Source organism: Halopseudomonas sp. 4NH20-0008, assembly GCF_057548395.1.
This window is the reverse complement of sequence record NZ_BAAJMD010000002.1, coordinates 91130-114295: the sequence shown is the minus strand read 5'-3', so window position 1 is coordinate 114295 and position 23166 is coordinate 91130. Positions and strand designations below refer to the sequence as shown.

The following is a 23166-nucleotide window of genomic DNA, read 5'->3' as shown; positions in this document are numbered from 1 at the left end:
TTAGAGGAACCAAACATGAGTAGCGGACGTATCGTTCAAATCATCGGTGCCGTCATCGACGTGGAGTTTTCCCGCGAAGACGTGCCGAAGGTCTATGACGCGCTGCACGTCGACGAAAAGGGTCTGACCCTGGAAGTCCAGCAGCAATTGGGTGATGGCATCGTACGTACCATCGCCATGGGTACTACCGAAGGCGTCAAGCGTGGCCTGACTGTCAGCAACACAGGTGCCGCGATTTCCGTTCCCGTGGGTATCAAGACCCTGGGCCGGATCATGGACGTACTGGGTAACCCCATCGACGAAGCCGGCCCGATCGGTGAAGAAGAGCGTTGGGGTATTCATCGTGCAGCGCCGAGCTATGCCGAACAGGCAGGCTCCAATGAGCTGCTGGAAACCGGCATCAAGGTCATCGACCTGATCTGCCCGTTTGCCAAGGGTGGTAAAGTCGGTCTGTTCGGTGGTGCCGGTGTAGGCAAGACCGTAAACATGATGGAGCTGATCCGTAACATCGCCATCGAGCACAGCGGTTATTCCGTATTTGCCGGTGTGGGTGAGCGGACGCGTGAAGGTAACGACTTCTACCACGAGATGAAGGACTCCAACGTACTGGACAAGGTAGCCCTGGTTTACGGTCAGATGAACGAGCCGCCGGGTAACCGTCTGCGCGTAGCCCTGACCGGTCTGACCATGGCCGAGAAGTTTCGTGACGAGGGTCGTGACGTTCTGTTGTTCATCGACAACATCTACCGTTACACCCTGGCCGGTACCGAAGTATCCGCACTGCTGGGCCGTATGCCTTCAGCGGTAGGTTACCAGCCGACTCTGGCAGAGGAGATGGGTGTTCTGCAGGAGCGTATTACCTCCACCAAGCAAGGCTCCATTACGTCGATCCAGGCGGTATACGTACCAGCCGATGACTTGACTGACCCCTCGCCAGCCACCACCTTCGCCCACTTGGATGCGACCGTGGTACTGTCCCGTGATATCGCTTCCCTGGGTATTTACCCTGCAGTAGATCCGCTGGACTCCACCTCGCGTCAGCTGGATCCGCTGGTTATCGGTCAGGAGCACTACGATACCGCCCGTGGCGTTCAGTATGTTCTGCAGCGCTACAAGGAGCTGAAGGACATCATCGCGATTCTGGGTATGGACGAACTGTCCGAAGAAGACAAGCAACTGGTAGCCCGCGCACGTAAGATCCAGCGCTTCCTGTCGCAGCCGTTCTTCGTGGCCGAAGTCTTCACCGGTTCGCCAGGCAAGTATGTTTCCCTGAAGGACACTATCCGTGCCTTCAAGGGCATTCTGGATGGCGAGTTTGACCATATGCCCGAACAGGCGTTCTACATGGTCGGCACCATCGATGAAGCCATCGAGAAAGCCAAGAAAATGTAATGCGCGCGCCCGCGCAAGCGGGCGCAGAACCGAGGCAATAACATGGCTATGACAGTGCACTGCGATATCGTTAGCGCCGAAGAAGAGCTGTTCACAGGCCTGGTTGAGATGGTCGTGGCCCATGGCAACATGGGTGATCTGGGTATTCTGCCCGGTCACACACCACTGCTGACCGATCTCAAGCCAGGTCCGGTTCGGGTGATCAAGCAGGATGGCAGCGAAGAGGTGTTCTACATCTCCGGCGGCTTCCTGGAAGTTCAGCCGAGCATGGTCAAGGTGCTTGCCGACACGGCTATCCGTGCCGGTGACATTGACGAAGCTGCTGCCGAAGAAGCGAAGAAGGCCGCTGAAAAGGCCTTGAGCGAGAAGGGTGCCGAGTTCGATTACGGCTCAGCCTCTGCTCGCCTCGCCGAAGCTGCAGCCCAGCTGCGGACCGTGCAGGAACTGCGCAAGAAATACGGTGGACCGGCGATCAACAATCGCTAATAAAAAAGGCAGCCTAGGCTGCCTTTTTTTTGAGCCACAAGCCACAAGCCACAAGCCACAAGCCACAAGCCACAAGCCACAAGCCACAAGCGTAGCAAAAGACAAAGATTTCAATATTTGCACTAAAAGAGCTTGACCCTTTAAATCCGAACGCCACAATGATTTAGCTTGCAGCTTGCAGCTTGCAGCTTGCAGCTTGCAGCTTGCAGCTTGCAGCTTGCAGCTTGCAGCTTTGCTATCATCCCTCCCACACCCATTGCACTCAAAGGTCAATTGATGAACCTGCACGTCGTGATTCTCGCCGCCGGTCAAGGTACCCGTATGCGTTCAGCACTGCCCAAGGTCCTGCATCCGGTTGCCGGGAAGGCGATGTTGGGACATGTGATTGATTGTGCACGGGCCTTGTCGCCGCAACGTATCCACGTGGTGATCGGCCACGGTGCCGAATTGGTCCGCGAACGGCTGGCAGCGCCGGATATCAACTGGGTGCTGCAGTCCGAGCAACTGGGGACCGGTCACGCGGTGGCACAGGCCTTGCCGCACATTCAGGATGCCGAGCAGATTCTGGTGCTGTACGGCGATGTACCTCTGTTGCGGGTGGAAACCCTCAAGGCCCTGAGTGACAAGGCAGGTAATGCCTGTCTGGGCATGCTGACGGTAGAGATGCAGGACCCGACGGGCTATGGACGTATTGTCCGGGGAGCAGACAATCAGGTACTGGCGATCGTCGAGCAGAAAGACGCGAATGCCGCGCAGCTACTGATCCGCGAGGGCAATACCGGCATCATGGCGTTGCCGGGGCAACAGGCGGCGCACTGGCTCAACAGTCTGTCTAACAGCAATGCCCAGGGCGAGTACTATCTGACTGACGTGGTTGCACTGGCGGTGGCCCAGGGTGTGGGCGTGCAGGTTTGCCAGCCGCAGGATGAGCAGGAGGTCATGGGCGCCAACAACAGGCAACAGCTGGCTACGCTGGAGCGGGCCTATCAACAGCGCCAGACCCAGCGTCTGATGGCAGAAGGGGTAAGCCTGGCCGATCCCATGCGCGTGGATATCCGCGGTGAACTGCAGGCAGGACAGGATATTTTCATCGATGTGAACGTGGTCTTTGAAGGTCGGGTGCGGCTCGAAGACGGTGTGGTGATTGAGCCCAACTGTGTAATACGCAACAGCCATATTGCCGCCGGCAGCGTGATCAAGGCTTTCAGTCATATCGATGGTGCCGAAGTCGGCCCACAGTGTGATGTCGGCCCCTATGCCCGTCTGCGGCCGGGTACGCTGCTGCAGCGCGGCGCAAAAATCGGCAACTTTGTTGAAACCAAGAAAGCGGAAATCGGCGCCGGCGCCAAGATCAACCATCTATCCTACGTGGGTGACGCAGAGGTCGGCGAGGGTGCCAATATCGGCGCTGGAACCATCACCTGCAACTACGATGGCGTGAACAAGTTTGTTACGCAGATCGGTGCCGGTGCCTTTATTGGCTCGAATACCGCACTGGTAGCGCCGGTCAGGGTCGGTGCCGGGGCGGTAACCGGAGCGGGCTCGACCATCACCCAGGATGTGCCGGATAACGCCCTGGCCATCAGCCGGGTGAAGCAGCGGGTAATTGAAGGCTGGAAGCGACCAGAAAAAAAACAATAATCTCACAGTCGCGTTTTGGCAAAGAACAAGGGTAGATTACTGCTGAATATCCTGCAGTGTGCAACTTGGATGGCACGGCTGGACAGACTAACCTGTAAGTCTGATTGATCGAACAACCTGCTGCAGTTTCGGAGAACATTGTGCCCCTGATCCCCCTGAATGAAGAGGATATTCCGCTAGGCTCTGCACTTCCGTGGGATATCACGGATGCCGAGGGCAATGTGCTACTTGAGCAGGCACAGGTCATCGACAGCAAACCGTTGCTGGTCCAGTTGATGAAAATGGGTCTGTTCCGGGCTGCACCGGAAAGCCGTGAGAACGATGAAAAACTCGATGTCGCAGGTAACGGCCAGCAAGCAGAAATACAGATATCCAGCCTGGCACAGATCAAGCTATCTCCGGGTGATCTGGTTCAGCTGCAAACCTTGAGCACCGGTAACACCGAGCGTTATCAGGTACGCATGATCGGCTATCATGCGCCGATCAGCCTGATCGTCAGCGCACCGCTATCACAGGGTCGGCTGGTGTTTATCAAGGAAGGTCAGCAGTTTCTGGTCCGTGGCTTCGTTGGCAAGGATGCGGTGGCCTACAAGACCCGTGTATTGAAGTCCAATCTGTCACCCTTCCCCTATTTGCATCTGGCTTACCCGCAAAGCGTTCAGTCCATGCGCATACGGGGCTCTTCCCGGGTCAGTGTCGAGCTGGTCACGGCCGTGACCAGCTCGACAGGCCAGCAAGCAGCAAAGATTGTCGATCTCAGTTGCGGTGGGGCCAGACTGCTATCAGCCAGACCGCTCGGGGACAAGGGCGAGGATCTCAAGCTGGCGTTTCGCATCAACCCCTCCGGGCTTGATGTGTACCTGACCATCAGCGCCAAGGTGCGTGCCGTCAGCAAGGAAGAACCCGCACCGGCGCAGGTGGCAACGGGCGTCGAGTTTGTGGATTTGAATGAACAGGACAGACTGTACCTGACCAACATGGTCTACCAGAACTTGCTCAAGGATAATCTCTGATGCGGCAACTGCTTTCTGTACTGGGTCTGAGTCTGATTCTGCTGGGCGGCCATGCTACTGCGGAACAGCACAAGCTGGTCGTTGAACTGGCAGGTGAGCGCATGCTGCTGGAGCGTGTGGCGGATCCGGAGAGTCGACGTCAGGGCTTGATGGGCCGGACCAAGCTGGCAGAAGACGAAGGCATGCTGTTTGATTTTCCGCCCGGTACTCGGCCGGCGATCTGGATGCGCAACATGGTGATTGCCCTGGATCTGGTGTATCTGGATGGGCAGGCAAGGATTACTCACATTTTCGCCAACGTGCCGCCCTGCGAGGCCATGCCCTGTGACGTTTATCAGGCAGATCGCGCGCTGCGCTTTGTCCTGGAATTGGCAGCTGGCTCGGTACAACGCCTGAATCTGGAGGTAGGACAGCAACTGGATCTGGGTGTCGCTATGGACTTCGCCCAGCCGCGACTGTGATCAGGGTGTTTCCCAACTGCCGGAGCTGAACTGCTCGCAATAGGCCTTGAGAAAGGGCGCGTCATCGGGGTCGCTGTAATAGTGAATAGCCTGTTGGTAGGCCACACCCTCAGCCTGAGCACCATGGCAGATACCGTATGCGCCAGCCGGGCACTGATCGACAAAGCTGACCTCGAAGGTGCGCTCGGGAATGTTTGGCTGGCAGAAATTGTCGGTAAACAGACTGTCCGGAATGCTGATGTTCTGCTGGCACATGCGAATAGGCAGTTGGTCGTCATCGGATTCAATCAGGCAGGCCGCAGCGAACAGCTGACCTGAGCAGAGACTGAGGGTGCAGAGGCAAAGAGCGCTGAGCAGGGAGGGTATTTTGAACATGGTCGTCTTCGAAAAAGGCTTACCTTAATCCTTTATCTGTGCGTCCCGCAAGCCGCGCTCAAGCCTGTTGCGGTCAAAGGCCTGTGAGTCAATCAGCTCTATACGGTTGTCCTTACGCCAGTCGCTGGGCTGCCAGCTCAAGGGCTCACCTTTGACGGCATTGAAGGCTAACCAACCCTGATCTGTGTGCAGGATGCCCTTGGCGCGCTGCCAAGGGTTACCGGTCAACCAGGCCTGCAAGGCCGTTTGGCCATAGCATTGTGCGGGATGGCCACGCCAGCCTATGCTGAAAAAGCCATCCATGCTGTGCTCATAACACAGCAGATCAGCAACAGTGCGCCATAAGGGTTGCGGGAGCGGTGCCAGTTGTTCTGTGGGCAAGTCGGAAGCGGATAACGACGAGGGCACAGCGGGTGCAACGGGTAGCTCGGTCAGCTTGAGCTGACCTTGATCCGTCCAATGTTGAGGAATAGCAGCAAAACGCATGACCAACTGCTTGCGAATAGTCTCATTCAAGGTCGCAGACATGTTCATGACAATCAACGCGGCGCTTTGCAGGGCTTGTTCCTGTGCGTCAGCCAAAGGCTCGCCACGTATCAGAGCAGGTACATCGAGCACCATGATCAAGCCTTGCAATTGCAGGACGCCGAGCCAAGGCGGTTGGCTCAACTGTTTCAGCAAACTCAGGGGGTGTCCTAGACCTGAGGCCTCGATAAACAGCCGATCCGGTTTGGCACGGCGCAGCAACCGACCCAGGCCGACCTGAAAGGGCAAGCCATTGACGCAACACAGACAGCCCCCGGGGATTTCAGCCAACTGAACCTGTCTGGCTTGATCCTCCAGTAGCGCAGTATCAAGACCAACCTGACCAAATTCATTGATCAATACCGCCCATTGTTCATCAACCGGCCGCTGTTCAAGTAACTGGCGTATCAACGTTGTCTTACCGGCACCCAGTGGGCCGGCGATCAGATAGGTAGGTATGTTGCTGAGCATCAGCTTATCCAATACTCCAGAGGGTTTCACGTGGAACCATCGCAGGTGGCTCAGAGCAGGGGCTGATCCGGGTTGATGCTGCCCGGAAAGGGGTGCGGTGCCAGCTCTACATGCATAAGGCGCTGTCCATGCAACTCGATATGCCCGGGGTAGCGACGCTCACCGGTGACAGTAAATTCGAAGGCATAATGGCGAACCAGATTGATCTGGCCGGCGGCATTGCGTCCAAGCCGCAGTTTGCTCAGCACAACACTCTCATCCAGCAGTTGCACATCGGCTTTGTTGCAGTGCTGCCTGACCAGGATCAGGGCACGGTCGCGCAGACCCATGCTGCGCCAGATCCAGTAGGCCAACAGGGCCGCCAACATCACGAGTGCTACATGACCAAGGGACAGATTCATACTTGGCGGTCCTCTATAGCGGCGCTCCACAGTTGAACCCGGTTGCGCCCCTCTGACTTGGCACGATATAGCGCCTGGTCGGCGCGCCGGAACAGTGTCTCCAGCGTGTCGCCAGGCTGCCAGACGGCTATACCGGCACTGACAGTCATGTTGAAGTGACTCTGTTCATGCTGCATCGGCAGACTGGCCAGCTCCTGTCGAATGCGCTCAAGCAGCAAGCGAGCCGTTTCAGCGGTCGTTTCCGGCAGCAACAGGGTAAACTCCTCGCCGCCAAAGCGGGCAAACAGGTCATAGCGCCGAATCTGTCGACGACATAGGGTCGAAAACTGCCGCAGGGACTCATCACCGCACAAGTGGCCGAACGCATCGTTGATCCGCTTGAAATGATCGAGATCCAGCACAGCCAGACACAAGGGATTCTGATGGCGAGCAGTACGCAGGATTTCGGTTTCTGCCTGCTCGTTGAAGGCACGGCGATTGAGTGCGCCGGTCAATGAATCCTGGGTTGCCAGCAGCTGTAGCTGATGCTCCAGCGCTTTGCGATGACTGACGTCACGCAACTCCAGGATCATGTCCTGCTTCTCGCCGGTCAAGGGTGACAGGCTGAGTTCGGCGGGGTAACTGCTGCCATCGGCGTGCAGGGCGTCAATGTCACATTGCCCCGCGGTGCCCGTACTCAGGTAGGCTTCAAGCTGTTGCTGTGCCGGTTCAACAAAGAGCACGCCAACGGGCTGGCCGATCAACTGCCGGCGTGGCAGGCCACTGAGGTATTCCATGCGCTGATTGACATCCTGAATCCGATTATTCTGCAGCAACGCCACGCCAGAGCTGCTGACCCCGAGCAAACGCTCAAAGCGCAGAGAACCCAACCTGGCCTGCTCGGCGTGCTGTTGACTGTTGGCCAGTATCCGCTGCATGGTCATCAGGGTGACGCCGACAAAGCCCATGACCAATGCCGGAATGGCGAAGTTATAGGGCAGCAGGTAACTGAAGGATTCATGCGGGCTGATATAGGGCTGGTCCTGCCACCAATTGAGATAGCCCAGCGTGCCCCGTAAAAGAGTCACTGCAGAGTAGATCAGCAAACTGATACCCACCAGCAGGCGTGCTGGGCGGGTGGCCGGGTCGGATTTTTCGCGAAGTAGCAACCAGATCGCCTGGACCGGCAACAGTCCGGCGATAGTCGAATACACCCCCATCAGGAAATCCGAATTACCGGCAAACAGCCAATAATGAATATTGAAGCTGACCATCAGCCCGACGCTGACAGGTACAGTCCACCAGGGCAGGGGCTTGCCCATGAAGCGAAAGATACCCAATAGAAACAGGGCTTCACCGGCCAGTTGTCCGGCATTGCCGAGGACATTGAGGGTAGGACTGCCGGTGGCCATAAAGCCGATAAACAGCAGAATGCCGCCGATCAGCGACCAACTGCCCGCCATCCAGAAGCCGGGGCCAGCGTAGGGACGCGACATTCGCCAAAGGGCGCTGGCGGCAATGGCCACGGCGACCAGCAGGCACAGGCCCAGCAACATGGGTGAAAAATACAGTGCGTGCATGAAGGGAAGGGGCGACCCGGTAAGAAATTCAACCCGAGTATAGCGGCTGAGTTCTTGCCTGCCGAGCATTGTTGAACGCTGATCCAGAGGCCCGGCTGAGTTGCCCGGGCCTCCTTGTCCTCAGAGCGAACCGAAGCCGATCTGGATCTGCAGACTGCCCTGGTTGTCGGTCAAACCGGCACCATACTCACCCGTCAGATCGTCATTGATACAGAGTTGCAGTTCACCGCTCTGGCCGCGCGGCAGCTGACCCTGATTGCCCAGCAGAAAGGCGGGACCGCTGCTGCCAATACGACCAATCAAGGCGCCTTCATTGGCACCCGGCAGCGTATACCCGGCCTTGGCTGGCAATCCGGCATGGCCATCGGCATCAACCATGCCGTTGGCCGGATTGGCAGTCCAGCTGCCGCTCTGGTACAGACTGACTCGGCGGGTCTTGCCGTCCACTTGTACGCCAGTGCCTTGCCAGGCCTGGTTGGCTTGTACCGTCACCGTCCTGCCAAGCAGATCAGTCGCCAGGCTGTCAGCGGCGCGAAAGGTCAAGGCCGCAATGGTCAGTGACGGGTTGGCCGTTCCGGTACTGGGGAAGACGCCATCGCCCACCAGGTACAGGTTGCTGTGATCCCAGCTGCGCTGGTCCTGATTGACCACCGAATTGCTCGGGTCAGACCCCATGCGATAGGTGCCCATGACATGCCCGGCACCACTGAAGCTGAAGGTTTCATTGCCGTCGGTGAAAATGCCGGGACTGCTGGCAGGGTCCGGCTGCATATTGGTTACCTCATCGGCACCCAGTAGCTCGCGGATCATGTAACTGGCCGCCTGTCGGGCGGCTTTGAAACCGGCGCGGGTATAGGGCGAGAAATCATAGTGTATTTCGGGACGCGGGATACCCAGATGGTCGGTGTAGTCCTTGGACGGCACGATATAGCACAGCGGCTTATCCGGATTTTCCTCGACCTGTTCGACCAGAAAGCCGATCCGGAATTGTCGGGTCAGCAAGCTGTTGAGGCGCTGCACCAGGGCGCTACCGGATAGAGCCAGACTGGGTCCGGGCTCTGAAGGAAGGGGATTGGCACCGGCATTATTGGTGCCGTCGATCAGATCGCAGACTGTGGTGTAGGGGTCACCCGCGGGCCAGTTCCAGCCGGCATTGCCAATTTCGACGCGCCAGGGCGCTCGCTGGTTACGGAAAGGACCGTCGCGCAGGCTTTCGATACCGGAAGTGGCAATCGGACCTCGAAAGGGGTACACCGCCTTGCCCTCGGGCATCATGCCCCAGGCCAGATAGACCGGGTGATCGGCCAGGCTGCAACCGACCTGACCACTGCTGTTGGCGACCCCCTTGGGCCAGCTGGGGTTTGCCGAGTTGAGCAGCAGTTTGGGCGTTTCAATGGCGTGCGCGGCCAGCATGTAGCGCTGACCTATGGCCACACCTTGGCCTGTGGGCGGCCCATTGGCGGTGTCGTACTGGATAAACTCGATACCGCTGACCTGCTTGTCATCACCCACCAGCACGCGACTGGCTACCGTCTGATAGAGGATGGTGACATTGCCGGTATCCAGCGCCCGGTTCATGGTCACCGTGGCGTCGTACTTGGCCTGAATCGGACAGATCGGCGTGCAGTTGGTATTGCCGGCGCAGACGCGTCGACCATTGTCCGACTGCGAGTTGCGTCCAGCCGGCGTCGGCGTTACCTGCAGGGGCAGATTATCGAACTGATGACCGTCAACCCCGGCGCTGAAGGCCTGGTCGATCATCGAGGCAGGAATGGCATGCATCGGATACTGGTAGCCCGGACGGAAATGCACCCCCAGATAGCTTTGATCGGCGACATTGGCGGAGACACCGATTTCGCCCTCGGCCAGCTCGTAATAGGGCATCAGGTCGTCGTAGCCAATCGGCCAGTCCATGCCCACGCCATAGAGCGTGTTGATCCTGAAATCGTTGGGCAGCAGGCGCAGGGCGGTGCCCATCCAGTGCCACATGGTGCCACCGCCAAGCCGCTCATAGGTGCTGGTGAAGGCCAGCGGCCCCTTTTGCACCAGATAGCTGGTTTGCGGGTTCTGCCAGCCATTGATCAGATCGGCAATGGTCGCCCGGGGCGCGTTCTGTTGGGCCGGATCAAGGGCGTCATGCTGTGGTGGGTAGGGCGACTCCGGGGTTTTCAGGGTGCTGGTGTAGAAGGTTTCCATGAATTGGGTACGGTTTGGCGGAATCGCCGGACCCGCTTCCAGTACCAGCACCTTGAGATTGGCCAGGCCCAGTTGGTAGGCGGCAATACTGCCGGCCAGTCCGGCCCCGACGATGATCACATCTGCCTGATGGGTGCTCATGATGGTTTACCTCCCTGTATGCCGACAAAGGCCGACAATGGCGGCGGTTCGCTGGCCCAGTAACCGAAGTGCAGTTGGCTGTAACCCATGGGATGGGCCTGGGCTATCCGCCAGGCCCAGCTTTCCTTGTAGGCCTGATCCGAGACTACCCGTTGGCTGCCCTGGGCTACACCATTGAGGTCGTAGGGTTGGTACCAGACGCCCAGCAGCCAGAGTTTCATCAGGGAGCGTGCGCCCTGCGCGGTTTGACTGCTGGTGTCAGCCAGCAGGCTGGCGGCAATCTGATCCGGGGTCTGACCGGCGGCCTTGGCACCGCGATACTGGGACAGCAAGGCGTTGAAGGCGGCGCTGCCCATGCCGGTTTCGCACACCTGCAAAAATACCGGGGGCAAGCCGATGGGGTCGATTTCCGGGGCTAGTTTGTCCTCCGGGATGCCGGTCAGGGCGGAGGACATGGCATTGAAATCCTGTTGGTTTGAATCCGTCATGGCGTCACTCCTTGGCACCGGTGGATTGGGCACGTTCCAGCAGAAAGGTAAAGTCGGCAAAGCTGGTGCGCGGCGACTCGGTAACCTTGGTGGTGGCATTGTTATGGCATTCCATACAGCTGGACGAGGCCTGGGGTACGCTGCCCTGGATATAGGTCTCCAGCGTCGTGTTGGCGAGAAAATTGGGTGCGGGTGTACCCAGCGGATTGGTTGGTGAGGGGCTGATACAGTCGGCGGCCGGGTCGGTCGGCCACTGGGTACTGATCAATTGATAGTTGGCCCATACCGAGTTCGGATTGACCGCTTGCAGGCTGGCCTGAAAGGACTGGTTGAGCTGGTGGGTGGCGGCCGTCAGCGGAATTTCACGGACGATCTGCGAAGGCGTAGCCCTCTGCTCGGGGTTCCAGGGCCGGGGTGGCGGTTCGTTTACCGGGCGATCGGTGGCATTGGCGTCATAGAACAGGAAAGGTCCCTTGCGCTGATCCGCTGGGGTGGTCTGTTCCGGCACGTTGCGTACATGCTCGAAGGTAGACCAGACCCACTGCGGGGCATTCTCGGTCTTGTGCACTATGTGCAGGCCGACCAGGCCCATGGGCTGGAGTGAGCAGGAGGCCGGCAGAATCGGGCCCTTGTCCGGATCATCATTGGCCGGGGTATAGACCAGTGCCTTGACGCTGTGAAAGTCACTCGGATCATCACCGTTGCCCAGCACTTTCCAGGCCGATTTGACCATGATGGCGCCAACCGGCCCCTGGTTATTGCCGCACTCGAAGGCTATCCGGTTGTTGCTGTTGGCCAGGAACTGCTGCTGCCCCTGCTGGCTGTACAGCCCGTTGTTGACGATGCTGTCGAACATGCTGCGGTTGACCACAATGTCGTTGCGGGTATAAACCCCGTTCTGGTCGACCAGTGGCCCGGTTTCAAAGGGCTGGATAAATTCATCCAGTACATCCGGGACCTTGCCCATTTGCTGGATCAACCGGCCCTCACCGAGATTCTCGCACGCCGCGGGCAGGCTCACGGGGCTGTCCCAGGCGGCAGGGGTCTGTCCCTGAGGCAAGAAGATCTGGTAACTCTCCTTCCAGCTTTCCCAGACCGTGGCCGCATCCTGCTGGCCTATGGTCTGACTGGTGTCAGGCTGACCATCGGGTAGCACCGGCCAGTTCAGGGCAACAAAGGTTTGCCAGGACAACAGGTCAAAGTCGGCCTGCAGGCTCTCCAGGGTGACGGGGCTGGTGACGGTGACATCGTGGGGTATCTGGGGTGACAGAGCGGGTAATGCGTCTGCTGTGGCTATCACGGGCAATAGCGCACCCAGGCTACCCATCAGGCGTAGGTATCTGCTGTGCATTATTATTCTCCTCGGCACAGGGAGCCGGGGAGACTGTATCCACTATGGACTAATGGCGTGAATCGATCCTGACTCACTTCCGACGGCACAGATCCCTGGCACCCAATGATGAGGGTAGTCGAGGTCTGTGGACTGTCAATGCTGGCACTGTCTGTTGCGGGCGCTCTAGATCCAGTCGATCAGACCGGCAGAACGCTCAGGACGCAAATCCGAGCCGGGTCGGGGTAGTGCCAGCGCACGTTGATATCCCACAAGCGCACGCCGTATTCCCGTTCAGGCTCGGGTTGCTGATAAGCCGGCTTGGGGTCCTGGGCCAGGCATTGTTCAATCAGCGCAACCACCGGTTGCTGAAGACGCAGGGCCTGAGCCTGGGCCTGTTGCAGGGCCGTGTCTGTCCAGCTTACCGGCAGCAGCGCTGGTGCGCTCTCGGCCAGGGCGTTATGAGCGTTTGGCAGGCTATCGGCGTAGGGGACATAAGGTTTGATATCGAGAATCGGGGTGCCATCGAGCAGATCGATACCGGAAATCAGCAGGCGTCCGGTTTCAACGGCATCCAGCTTGACCACCGACTGGCCGATCGGATTGGGTCTGTGCGTCGAGCGACTGGCAAACACACCGATGCGCTGGTTGCCACCCAAGCGTGGCGGGCGTACGCGCAGGTGCTCCGGGCCACTGCTGGCAGCATGGAAGACAAACAGCAACCAGAGATGGGATACCCCCTGCAGGCCTTCAACCGCCTGGGGCTGGTCATAGGGCGGATAGAGCTCGATCCAGCCGCGTGCCGCCGGGGCCAGACTGGGTTGGCGCGGGATGGCGAACTTTTCAGTAAAACAGGAATGCACCACCCCCAGGGTTTCAAAGGTTACCTTGCTTGATCCCGGGGGCATGGCTTCAGACGGCCTGCAAAGGGGGAATCGACTCGGGGTGGTCGGTAATCACGAAGTGGCTGCCGCCGGCAATTTCTATAACCTGCAGATTTTCCGCCTGTTGTGCGCTGGACAGCATGGCCTGGAATTGCAACACCCTGTCCTTGTCGGGTACCAGCACGGCGCCATATTTGACGAAGCGATAGATGTCAGTACCGGTCTGCTCCATCCACTGTTTCATGTCGTGCATATTGGCGAGCATGACGGCACAGGTTTTCGGGTTGAAGGGAAAGCCCATGATCAACTCGCGTTTGCGCGGGTTGTCCAGCGGCCCCCAGATTGCACGGTTACGCTCGTTGATCGGGCTGGACTGCCAGAGCGGCAGCAGAAAGGGCAGCAACCAGCGCACTATGCCGGGCAAAGGGGCATAGGGCTTGGCCTGCGGCAGCAGCGGCGCCTCAAGTATGACTTCGACATGCTCAAACAAGGCTGGTTGCTGGCGCGCGGCCTCAAGGGTCACGGCGCCGCCGCGCGAGTGGCCATGCACGCGCACCGATTGGGTGCTGACCAGGTTGCTGAGAGCCTGATTAAGCGCCTCGGCGTCATGCGCGATGGTGCCGGGTCGGGCCTTGGGCGTTTTTATCCAGGCGGCGCGGGTGAAGCGGGGATGTTCGACCGGAATATGATAATCGGCACTGGTCAGCATGATCAGCTCGATCGAGGGGTCGGCATAGAACTCGGTAAAGTACAGAAAGTTTTCCATGAACCCAGGCATGACCACGACGGTACGGGTAGGGTTACTGGCATGACGTCGGGCGATGCAGGTCTGTCCGACCTGATATAACTCACCCGAGAAGGGTTGGGCCTGCTGTTGCGGCGATTCCTTGCGCAACAGGAAGCGGCGCAGTGAAAACACCACCAGCACCACCAGACCAATAAGACCAATCAGCGATTCCATCTGAACTCCAGGTTGTCAAAACAGGTGCAAAACAGCGCACAGCATACCCCAAGCGTATGCTGGAAACGCCACCCGGAAGGGGGATGGGCCTGTCTACCGGGTTGGGAAATTATTAGAAAAGATGTATGTCAGGCTGACATCACTCGCCGTCGTAGATCCAGACGCGACCGGCACTCAGGCTGTAACTGGCGTCGGCCAGCTCATTGCTGGTCTGATTCACCTTCAGGGTACCTTCGATCCAGATCGGCTGGTACAGGTCGGTGATGGCAAAGCCTGTGGGGTAGTCGACCAGCACGATCTGGTTCGGTGGCGGTGGTGGCACATGAATGCAGGCGCCGCCGTAGGGCACCAGAAAAAACTGGGTGTACAGGCCCTGCTCGTTGCTTTCCAGCGGCACAGGGAAGCCAGCCAGCCGAGCATTCAGACCATCCATCGCGGCAACAACCCGGGTCGAGTACATGACCTCAGGCAGCGACTTGTCGCGTTGACGCAGGCTTTGGGTAAAATCGCCAGGCGTCTCTTCGCCCCAGTCATGACCAATCTCGGGCATGTCGATCAGGGCTTGCAGATCGTCGTCGGGCAAGAGTTCAAGCCAATCAAGAACCCGCAATTCAGCCTGGGCCAGCAGTGGCAGGCATAACAGAAGAGCCATAAGCAGGCGCATTGAGGTATCCATTGGTCGGCGGCAAGTATCTGATCTGACAATCGAGCGTGTTGAAGTTTCCATTGCGGGTACTTGGTCAAATCGCCAGCTTGGACAGCAGTGGGTCTGGCAGATCAATGCCCGACTGCGGTCAGCAACTGCTGCACCTCATTGATACGCGCGGCCAGACTCTGTGCATCAGTACAGCGCAGGGTAACATGGCCTACCTTGCGCCCGACCTTGAAGGCTTTACCGTAGTGGTGCAGGTGACAATCCGCTATGGCAGTGATCCGCTCCACAGGCGGTACTTCGCCAATAAAGTTCAGCATCGCGCTTTCGCCAACCTTGGCAGTTGAGCCCAGCGGCAGGCCGGCAATCGCACGCAGGTGGTTTTCAAACTGGCTGCACTCGGCGCCTTCAATGGTCCAGTGCCCGGAGTTGTGTACCCGTGGCGCAATTTCATTGGCTTTCAGACCGCCATCTACCTCAAAAAACTCGAAGGCCAGCACGCCGACGTAATCGAGCTTGTCCAGCACCCGGCTGACATAGTCCTCGGCCAGCGCCTGCAGCGGATGATCGGTGCTGGCAACGGACAGACTCAGCACGCCATTCACGTGTGTGTTGTGCACCAGCGGATAGAAGCGGGTTTCACCATCGCGGGCGCGTACTGCAATCAGCGACACCTCGCCAGTGAAGGGTACAAAGCCTTCGAGAATGCAGGGCACGCTGCCCAGTTCGGCAAAGGCCTCATGCACATCCTCGGGGTGCCGCAGGACCTTCTGGCCCTTGCCGTCGTAGCCCAGGGTACGGGTCTTCATCACCGCAGGCAGGCCGATACGCTTGACGGCTGCTTCGAGGTTGTCCTGGGACTGAATATCGGCAAATTCCGGGGTGGGGATGCCAAGATCCTGAAACATCGACTTTTCAAACCAGCGATCACGGGCTATACGCAGTGACTCGGCGTTGGGAAACACCGGTACGAACTGTGACAGGAAGGCCACTGTATCGGCGGGTACGCTTTCAAACTCGAAGGTCACCACGTCGGCTTCGTCTGCCAATTGGCGCAGGTGATCGCGATCACTGTAATCGGCGCGGATATGTTCACCCAGGGCTTGGGCACAGGCGTCCGGTGCCGGGTCGAGAAAGGCAAAATGCTGGCCTAGCGGGGTGCCAGCCAAGGCCAGCATGCGTCCGAGTTGTCCACCACCGATGACACCGATCTTCATGCTATTTTCCTCAGGCTTGGCGCGGATCGGGATTATCCAGCACGGTCTCGGTCTGCTGCTTACGGAAGGCTTCAAGCGCGGTATGGAACTGCGGGTGCTTACCGCCAAGAATACTGGCCGAGAGCAGCGCGGCATTGATGGCGCCGGCTTTGCCGATGGCCAGGGTAGCAACCGGCACACCCGCAGGCATCTGTACGATCGACAGCAGCGAATCGACGCCTGACAGCATCGAGGATTGCACCGGCACGCCGAGTACCGGCAAATGGGTCTTGGCGGCACACATGCCCGGCAGATGCGCGGCGCCACCCGCACCAGCGATGATCACTTCGATACCGCGGCCAGCGGCTTCAGCCGCGTACTGGAACAGCAGGTCCGGGGTCCGGTGGGCGGACACGACCTTGACCTCATGGGGAATGCCCAGCTGTTCGAGCATGTCAGCCGTGTGGCTAAGAGTGGACCAATCCGACTTGGAGCCCATGATCACGCCAACCAATGCGGTCATCGTTCGCTGCCTCGCTCAAATAGCCCGCCTGAAGCGGACTGAAAGGAAAAGCCGGACATTATGAAGCTACAAGCTACAAGCTACAAGCTACAAGCTACACCGCGATAGCTGTGGTTGAGGAGGGAGCCGTATTTGGCACGTATTGGCTTGAGGCTGAAGGCTTAAAGCTGGAAGCAGCACCTGCTAGCCCTGATTTACTGCGTTAAAGCAACAATTCTGTGTTGACAGCGACTGCTCCAGCCCCAGACTGATGCCGCTTGCCGCTTGCCGCTTGCCGCTTGCCGCTTGCCGCTTGCCGCTTGCCGCTTAGAACTTCTCCGCCCGCAACACCTCGACCTGACTCAGATAACAGACCATTGCATAATTGTCGTAGTAGCGTTCCTGGAAGTGTCGGGCAATACGCTCGGCCAGGTCGTTGCTGCAAATGATTTCCACGCGGATATTGCCGTCGTTGTCCCAACCGGCGCTGCGAATACCGCGGGTGCCGCTACCCCGTGCGTCGGACAGGGTCCAACCGGGCGCGCCGAGCTGCTCCAGATCCTTGACTAGTCGGTTCTCCAGAGCCGCTTCACAGATCAGCGTCAGCAAGGTTCGTATTGGGTGGGTCATGTTGGGCTCCTCAGGCGGCCAGCCATTCAGCGAAAGACAGGTACAAGGGTATACCCACCAGTATATTGAACGGGAAGGTAATGCCCAGCGAGGCGGTCAAGGATAGCGCCGGGTTGGCCTCCGGTAGCGCCAGACGCATGGCCGCAGGCACGGCGATATAGGAGCCGCTGGCGCCAAGGGTGGCCAATACCGTGATACCGCCTACCGACAGTCCCATGGTGTGACCGAGCAGGGCGCCGGTCAGCGCGCCGATCAGCGGGAAGATAAGCGCGAAGGCGATCAGACGCATGCCGGTGGTGCGCAGGCTGCCCAGGTGCCGCGACGCGATCAGACCCATTTCCAATAGAAAGAAGGCCAGTACCGGCTTGAACATGCTGGTATACAACGGTTCCAGCGGCGCAATGGCCTCCTTGCCCGCCAGCAGGCCGATAATCAGGCCGCCGAGCAGCAGCATGATGCTCTTGCCCAGGAATACCTCATGGCTGAGGGCTTTCCAGTCGGTATCGCGGCGTACACCCTTGGCCAGCAGGATGCCGACGATGATGGCGGGTACCTCGAGCACCGCGACAAACAGCGGCATATAACTTTCAAAAACGATATCACGGGCCAGTAGATAGGCGATGACGACCGCAAAGGTACCCGCGCTGACCGAGCCGTAGTGCGCCGCAATACTGGCAGCGTCTACCCGTCGGAAGCGCAGTGCGCGCAACAGCGGAAAGGCCATCAGTGGTAGCGCAATACCCATCGCCAGCACCAGCAGTGTTTGTCCCAGCAGCGCCGTACTGGCCTGCGCTGCCAGCTCAACGCCGCCATGCAAGCCGATGGCCAGCAAGAGGACGATCGACAGCGTCTCGTATAGCGCTGGCGGCAGTTTCAGTTCGCTCTTTAGCAGCCCGGCAATCAGGCCGAATACAAAAAACAGTACAACAGGATCCAGACCCATGCTTTCCCTCCGGGAAAGCAGCCTCAAGCTGAAAGCCTCAAGCTGTAAGCAACCCAGTGTCAGCATTCAGACCGAAACCAGTCAGATACTGCATGGGGCTTGCAGCTTGTAGCTTGCGACTTGCAGCTGCTTCACTCTATTTCAATAAGGATCTCGCCCGGATTGACCCGGTCACCCTTGGCCACATTGACGGCCTTGACCGTGCCGTCAATCGCTGCCTGGATTTCGCTTTCCATCTTCATGGCTTCACTGACCAGTACGCCTTGACCGGCCTTGACCACATCGCCGACCGCGACCAGCACATCAACCACGTTGCCGGGCATGCTGGTGGTTACGTGGCCAGGTTTGCTGGCCTGCTTGCGCTGGCTGCCGCCGCTGCTGCTGAAGGAATTCAGTGGTTCGAATACCGCTTCTTCGGGCATGCCATCCAGACTCAGGTAGAAGTGCCGCTTGCCATCACCCTTGACGCTGACACCGGTAATATCAACCCGGTAACTTTCACCATGCACATCGATGACAAACTCGGTAGGCGCCCCGTCGCTTGCGGTCGGCCTGGCAGTGGCGCCGGCAATGGGTAGCAGAGCCTCAGGCTTGAGGGTTCCGGCGGCGCGCTCTTCGAGAAACTTGCGGCCAATATCCGGGAACATCGCATAGGTAAGGACATCTTCATCGGACTGCGCGAGGCTGCCAACCTCGGCCTTGAGCTTGTCCATTTCCGGTTTGATCAGGTCGGCTGGACGTACGTCGATTACGTCTTCATTACCAATGGCGCGGCGTTGCAGCTCGGCATCCACCTCGCCCGGCGCCTGGCCATAACGGCCCTGCAAATAGAGCTTGACCTCGTTGGTGATGGTCTTGTAACGCTCACCAGCGAGGACGTTAAAGACCGCCTGGGTGCCAACAATCTGCGATGTTGGCGTAACCAGCGGTGGAAAGCCCAGATCAGCGCGCACCCGCGGGATCTCTTCAAAGACTTCCTGAATGCGGTCCAGCGCGTTCTGCTCCTTGAGCTGATTGGCCAGGTTGGACATCATGCCGCCCGGGACCTGGTTAACCTGCACGCGGGTGTCCACGCCGGTGAACTCGCTTTCGAACTGATGGTACTTCTTGCGTACAGCATGGAAATACAGGCCGATCTCTTGCAGTAATGCCAGGTCGAGGCCCGTGTCGTAGGGCGTGCCGCGTAGGGCCGCAACCATGGATTCAGTACCAGGATGACTGGTGCCCCAGGCCATGCTGGAAATGGCGGTATCAATATGGTCTGCGCCGGCTTCGATGGCCTTGATCTGGCACATGGCGGCCATGCCCGCGGTATCGTGCGAGTGAATAAAGACCGGCAGGCTCAGTTCGGCCTTTAGCGCGGTGACCAGCTCGGCGGTGGCGAAGGGGGTCAGCAGGCCCGCCATATCCTTGATCGCGACCGAATCGATACCCATATCGGCCATGGCCTTGGCTTGTGCTACATAGCCTTTGACCGTGTGCACCGGGCTGGTGGTATAGGCCAGTGTGCCTTGGGCATGTTTACCCGCTGCTTTTACTGCCTGAATTGAGGTCTCGAGATTACGTACATCGTTCATGGCATCGAAAATACGATATACATCGATGCCGTTAGCAGCAGTTTTGGCGACAAAGGCCTTTACTACATCGTCGCTGTAATGCCGGTAGCCGAGTAGGTTCTGACCACGCAGCAGCATTTGCAGGCGAGTATTAGGCAGGGCTTCGCGCAGTTGGCGCAAACGCTCCCAAGGGTCTTCCTTGAGAAAACGGATGCACGCATCAAAGGTGGCGCCGCCCCAGACTTCCAGCGACCAGTAACCGACCTGATCCAGCTTCGGGCAGATCGGTAGCATGTCTTCGGTGCGCATGCGCGTGGCCAGCAATGATTGATGGGCATCGCGCAGGATGGTATCGGTAACGGTAATCTTGCGTGTGGTGCTCATTTCTCTATCTCCTGATGAGCTGGAAGCCTGAAGCTGGGAGTCGCTTGCGCGCGGACTGCTTGCAGCTTGAAGCTTGCGGCTTATAGCTGATTTTAAAGTCCCGCATGTGCGGCGATGGCTGTGGCAATCGCCAGGGCCAATTCTTCGGGTTTGCGTTTGACTGAGTAGCGCGTCAGTTCTGGGTGCGCCTCGACAAAGCTGGTGTCGAATACGCCGCTGCGGAATTCGCCGTTACGCAGAATTTCCTGGTAATAGGCGGTGGTGGTTTTCACCCCCTGCAAACGCATATCGTCCAGTGCGCGCAAGCCGCGGTCCAGTGCTTCTTCCCAGGTCAGCGCCCAGACAATCAGCTTCAGACACATGGAATCGTAGTAGGGCGGAATGCTGTAGCCGGTATAGATCGCCGTATCCACGCGCACACCGGGGCCGCCGGGGGCGTAATAGCGGGTGATCTTGCCAAAGGACGGCAGAAAATCGTTCTTCGGATCCTCGGCATTGATGCGGAACTGGATGGCAAAACCGCGATGCTGGATATCCTCCTGCTTGATAGACAGGGGTAAACCTGACGCGATACGAATCTGCTCGCGGACAATATCGATACCGGTGATCTGCTCGGTGATGGTGTGCTCCACCTGGACGCGGGTGTTCATTTCCATGAAATACACCTCACCCTCGGCGAGCAGGAATTCCACGGTACCGGCGTTCTCGTACCCGACAGCCTGCGCTGCGCGCACCGCCAGATCGCCGATATAGGCGCGCTGTTCCGGGGTCAGCTGCGGGCTGGGGGCAATCTCGATCAGCTTCTGGTTGCGACGTTGAATCGAGCAATCACGCTCGAAAAGATGTACGGTATTGCCCTGGCTGTCAGCCAGAATCTGCGCTTCGATATGCTTGGGGTTGACGATGCATTTTTCCAGAAACACGTCAGCACTGCCGAAGGCCTTGGTCGCCTCGGAAATCACCCGCGGCCAGGCCTGTTCCAGTTCCGCGAGACTGTTACAGCGGCGAATACCGCGGCCACCGCCACCCGAGGTCGCCTTGAGCATCACTGGATAGCCCACCCGCTCGGCTTCCTTCAGCGCCTCTTGCAGATCGGCCAGGTTGCCCTCGGTGCCGGGGGTGACCGGTACACCGGCCTTGATCATGCTGCGCCTGGCCTCGGTCTTGTCACCCATGCGGCGAATGACTTCTGCCGATGGACCAATGAATTTCACCCCGCGTTCGGCGCAGATCTCTGCCAGTTCGGCGTTTTCAGACAGAAAACCGTAGCCGGGATGCAATGCGTCACAGCCGGTCTCGACCGCCAGGTTGACCAGTTGTCGAGCGTTCAGATAACCGGCCAGCGGTTCGCTGCCGAGACTGTAGGCCTCGTCTGCACGTTTGACGTGCAGCGCGTAACGATCGGCTTCGGAGTAGATGGCCACCGAGCGAATGCCCATTTCCGCGCAAGCGCGGACGATACGAACGGCAATTTCACCGCGGTTGGCGATAAGGATTTTCTTGATCACGTGCCTTGTCCTCCTAGTGATCGGTGCAATCGCACAGTAGGCCGCATACAGGCAGAAGTGAAATGAATAGTTTTTTGTTTAAACATAAGCTATTACTTATACAATACTGCAACCCAGCGCCAATAGCGGGATTAAGATGCTTTTCGCGCCGTGCTTGCAGCCTGAAATAGCCCTTTTTCTATCTGTGTTACCCATGAGGATAGACCAGCATGCGACGTTCGTTGCAGCGTATGACCTTTCGCCAGTTGCAGGTGTTCAGCGCAGTGTGCGATCACTTGTCGTACAGCCGCGCAGCGGAAGAGATGGCCTTGACCCAGCCGGCTGTCAGTCAGCAGATCCGCCAATTGGAAGAGATGGTTGGGCAGTCTCTGTTCGAGTATGTCGGTAAGAAGCTTTACTTGACCGAGGCCGGGGTCAACCTGCAACAGGCCGGCACGGACCTGTTTGCCCGGCTGGACAGCCTAGATATGAGTCTGTCGCGGATACAGGGCAATTTGCAGGGTGAGTTGCGCCTTGCTGTCGTTAGCAGTATTCAATACCTCACGCCCCACCTGTTGGCAGACTTCAGGCAGCGCTTTCCGGGTATCAGTTTCCGCCTTGAGGTTACCCGCCGTTCACAGGTGATTCAGCGCTTGCAGGATAACCGCGACGATGTGGTGTTAATGGCGCTAGTGCCGGAAGACCAGGCGCTGGAGTTTTTCCCCTTCCTGAATAATCCCATCATTGCCGTTGCGGCCCCGGACCATACCTTGGCGGGTCAGTGCCGTTTACCCCTGAGCGCACTTGAGCCGGTGGCGGTGTTGCAACGCGAGTCTGGTTCGGGAACCCGCAAGGCGACGGACGAGTTTTTGCAGAACAAGCGTGTGCACCTGCAGCAGGTCATGCAGATGGGATCAGGCGAAAGCATGGTACAGGGTGCGGTAGCCGGACTGGGCGTGGCATTGGTCACCGAGCATGCTGCCGCGGCGTACCTGCGCAATGGCGAGTTGGTCAAGCTCGATTTCAGTGAGCTGCCGTTGTACCGCAGCTGGTGCGCAGTGCATGCCCGCGGCAAGCGGCTGAGCCCGGTAGCCCAGGCGTTCCTGAGCTATCTTCGCGATGAGCGTGCACTGATCAAATCCATTGCTGCGCGCTTTGTCGCCTAATGCAGCGGCTTATGCTGGCCCAGTAGCTCCGGGAAGTCGCAGAACTGGGCTTGCAATGCCTGGCTCTCGCGGTAGTCTTCAATGGCACGTCGAAAGGCCATACGTTTGCGCTCTTCCATTTGCCGGCGTTGTTTGCGTGGGTTGTTACTGTCTTCACTCAGACCAGTTTCATAGTCCATGCTGACGTCCTCAGGGTTGAACCAACAGGTCACTAGCTTGCGGCGTTAATGATGATCTAAGGGTGACAGGCAGATGAAGACTTGGTGACGGCTTGCCGTTGCACGGTGCTTTGCAGGGCGCCGGTTCTGACGCACAATCGATTTCGC

General features: G+C 58.5%; 23 protein-coding genes. 6 read left to right on the top strand and 17 right to left on the bottom strand.

Annotation, left to right across the window (positions count from 1 at the left end; translation table 11 throughout):
- Positions 1-15: 15 nt before the first annotated feature.
- The 5 genes from atpD to AC27HQ_RS02690 all read left to right on the top strand — a co-directional run bounded on the left by atpD (position 16) and on the right by AC27HQ_RS02690 (position 4993).
- Positions 16-1392, top strand: coding sequence for a F0F1 ATP synthase subunit beta (atpD, locus tag AC27HQ_RS02710; RefSeq protein WP_487154340.1), 1377 nt, complete (start codon positions 16-18; stop codon positions 1390-1392).
- A gap of 42 nt (positions 1393-1434) precedes the next feature.
- A complete protein-coding gene (locus tag AC27HQ_RS02705) occupies positions 1435-1878 on the top strand; it encodes a F0F1 ATP synthase subunit epsilon (RefSeq protein ID WP_487154338.1) in 444 nt (147 codons plus the stop codon).
- Positions 1879-2154: 276 nt separating this feature from the next.
- Positions 2155-3519, top strand: coding sequence for a bifunctional UDP-N-acetylglucosamine diphosphorylase/glucosamine-1-phosphate N-acetyltransferase GlmU (gene glmU / locus AC27HQ_RS02700; RefSeq protein ID WP_487154337.1), 1365 nt, complete (start codon positions 2155-2157; stop codon positions 3517-3519).
- A 140-nt stretch (positions 3520-3659) separates the two neighbouring features.
- Complete coding sequence (locus tag AC27HQ_RS02695; RefSeq protein WP_487154335.1) at positions 3660-4532, top strand: flagellar brake protein; 873 nt, start codon at positions 3660-3662, stop codon at positions 4530-4532.
- On the top strand, positions 4532-4993 hold the full coding sequence (locus AC27HQ_RS02690; protein WP_487154333.1) for a DUF192 domain-containing protein: 462 nt from the start codon (positions 4532-4534) through the stop codon (positions 4991-4993). The genes AC27HQ_RS02695 and AC27HQ_RS02690 overlap by 1 nt, the downstream gene beginning before the upstream one ends.
- Here AC27HQ_RS02690 and AC27HQ_RS02685 read toward each other — a convergent pair whose 3' ends face one another.
- The 16 genes from AC27HQ_RS02685 to AC27HQ_RS02610 form a co-directional block, all read right to left on the bottom strand.
- Entirely contained in the window at positions 4994-5368 is a 375-nt protein-coding gene (locus AC27HQ_RS02685; protein WP_487154332.1) for an NADH:ubiquinone oxidoreductase, read from the bottom strand. It lies immediately after the preceding gene.
- Positions 5369-5392: 24 nt separating this feature from the next.
- On the bottom strand, positions 5393-6364 hold the full coding sequence (locus tag AC27HQ_RS02680; RefSeq protein WP_487154330.1) for a CobW family GTP-binding protein: 972 nt from the start codon (positions 6362-6364) through the stop codon (positions 5393-5395).
- Between the two features lie 50 nt (positions 6365-6414).
- Positions 6415-6765: a DUF3301 domain-containing protein gene (locus AC27HQ_RS02675; protein ID WP_487154328.1), complete on the bottom strand. Its 351-nt coding sequence runs from the start codon at positions 6763-6765 to the stop codon at positions 6415-6417.
- A complete protein-coding gene (locus AC27HQ_RS02670; protein ID WP_487154327.1) occupies positions 6762-8393 on the bottom strand; it encodes a GGDEF domain-containing protein in 1632 nt (543 codons plus the stop codon). The genes AC27HQ_RS02675 and AC27HQ_RS02670 overlap by 4 nt, the downstream gene beginning before the upstream one ends.
- Positions 8394-8444: 51 nt before the next feature.
- Positions 8445-10661: a GMC family oxidoreductase gene (locus tag AC27HQ_RS02665; protein WP_487154325.1), complete on the bottom strand. Its 2217-nt coding sequence runs from the start codon at positions 10659-10661 to the stop codon at positions 8445-8447.
- Positions 10658-11149 (bottom strand): sorbitol dehydrogenase, encoded by a 492-nt coding sequence (locus tag AC27HQ_RS02660; RefSeq protein WP_487154324.1) that lies wholly within the window; start codon positions 11147-11149, stop codon positions 10658-10660. The genes AC27HQ_RS02665 and AC27HQ_RS02660 overlap by 4 nt, the downstream gene beginning before the upstream one ends.
- A 4-nt stretch (positions 11150-11153) precedes the next feature.
- Positions 11154-12500: a cytochrome C gene (locus AC27HQ_RS02655; protein WP_487154322.1), complete on the bottom strand. Its 1347-nt coding sequence runs from the start codon at positions 12498-12500 to the stop codon at positions 11154-11156.
- 179 nt (positions 12501-12679) lie between these two features.
- A complete protein-coding gene (gene tsaA / locus AC27HQ_RS02650; protein ID WP_487154321.1) occupies positions 12680-13387 on the bottom strand; it encodes a tRNA (N6-threonylcarbamoyladenosine(37)-N6)-methyltransferase TrmO in 708 nt (235 codons plus the stop codon).
- A 4-nt stretch (positions 13388-13391) separates the two neighbouring features.
- Complete coding sequence (locus tag AC27HQ_RS02645; protein WP_487154320.1) at positions 13392-14324, bottom strand: alpha/beta hydrolase; 933 nt, start codon at positions 14322-14324, stop codon at positions 13392-13394.
- A gap of 139 nt (positions 14325-14463) precedes the next feature.
- Positions 14464-14988: a DUF3299 domain-containing protein gene (locus AC27HQ_RS02640; RefSeq protein WP_487154318.1), complete on the bottom strand. Its 525-nt coding sequence runs from the start codon at positions 14986-14988 to the stop codon at positions 14464-14466.
- Between the two features lie 113 nt (positions 14989-15101).
- Positions 15102-16193, bottom strand: a complete 1092-nt coding sequence (locus tag AC27HQ_RS02635; protein WP_487154316.1) for a 5-(carboxyamino)imidazole ribonucleotide synthase — start codon at positions 16191-16193, stop codon at positions 15102-15104.
- Between the two features lie 10 nt (positions 16194-16203).
- On the bottom strand, positions 16204-16695 hold the full coding sequence (gene purE / locus AC27HQ_RS02630; protein ID WP_487154315.1) for a 5-(carboxyamino)imidazole ribonucleotide mutase: 492 nt from the start codon (positions 16693-16695) through the stop codon (positions 16204-16206).
- A 306-nt stretch (positions 16696-17001) separates the two neighbouring features.
- The gene (locus AC27HQ_RS02625; RefSeq protein ID WP_487154313.1) at positions 17002-17304 is read right to left on the bottom strand and encodes a P-II family nitrogen regulator; all 303 of its coding nucleotides are present in this window, start codon (positions 17302-17304) and stop codon (positions 17002-17004) included.
- A gap of 10 nt (positions 17305-17314) precedes the next feature.
- Complete coding sequence (locus tag AC27HQ_RS02620; RefSeq protein ID WP_487154311.1) at positions 17315-18247, bottom strand: sodium-dependent bicarbonate transport family permease; 933 nt, start codon at positions 18245-18247, stop codon at positions 17315-17317.
- A gap of 131 nt (positions 18248-18378) precedes the next feature.
- Positions 18379-20187 (bottom strand): sodium-extruding oxaloacetate decarboxylase subunit alpha, encoded by a 1809-nt coding sequence (gene oadA / locus AC27HQ_RS02615; protein WP_487154309.1) that lies wholly within the window; start codon positions 20185-20187, stop codon positions 18379-18381.
- A 92-nt stretch (positions 20188-20279) separates the two neighbouring features.
- Complete coding sequence (locus AC27HQ_RS02610; protein ID WP_487154307.1) at positions 20280-21695, bottom strand: acetyl-CoA carboxylase biotin carboxylase subunit; 1416 nt, start codon at positions 21693-21695, stop codon at positions 20280-20282.
- Positions 21696-21904: 209 nt separating this feature from the next.
- Here AC27HQ_RS02610 and AC27HQ_RS02605 point away from each other — a divergent pair, with 209 nt between their 5' ends.
- The gene (locus AC27HQ_RS02605) at positions 21905-22840 is read left to right on the top strand and encodes a LysR family transcriptional regulator (protein WP_487154306.1); all 936 of its coding nucleotides are present in this window, start codon (positions 21905-21907) and stop codon (positions 22838-22840) included.
- Here the strand turns inward: AC27HQ_RS02605 and AC27HQ_RS02600 are convergent.
- Positions 22837-23019: a PA3496 family putative envelope integrity protein gene (locus AC27HQ_RS02600; RefSeq protein ID WP_487154305.1), complete on the bottom strand. Its 183-nt coding sequence runs from the start codon at positions 23017-23019 to the stop codon at positions 22837-22839. The genes AC27HQ_RS02605 and AC27HQ_RS02600 overlap by 4 nt on opposite strands.
- Between the last annotated feature and the right edge of the window lie 147 nt (positions 23020-23166).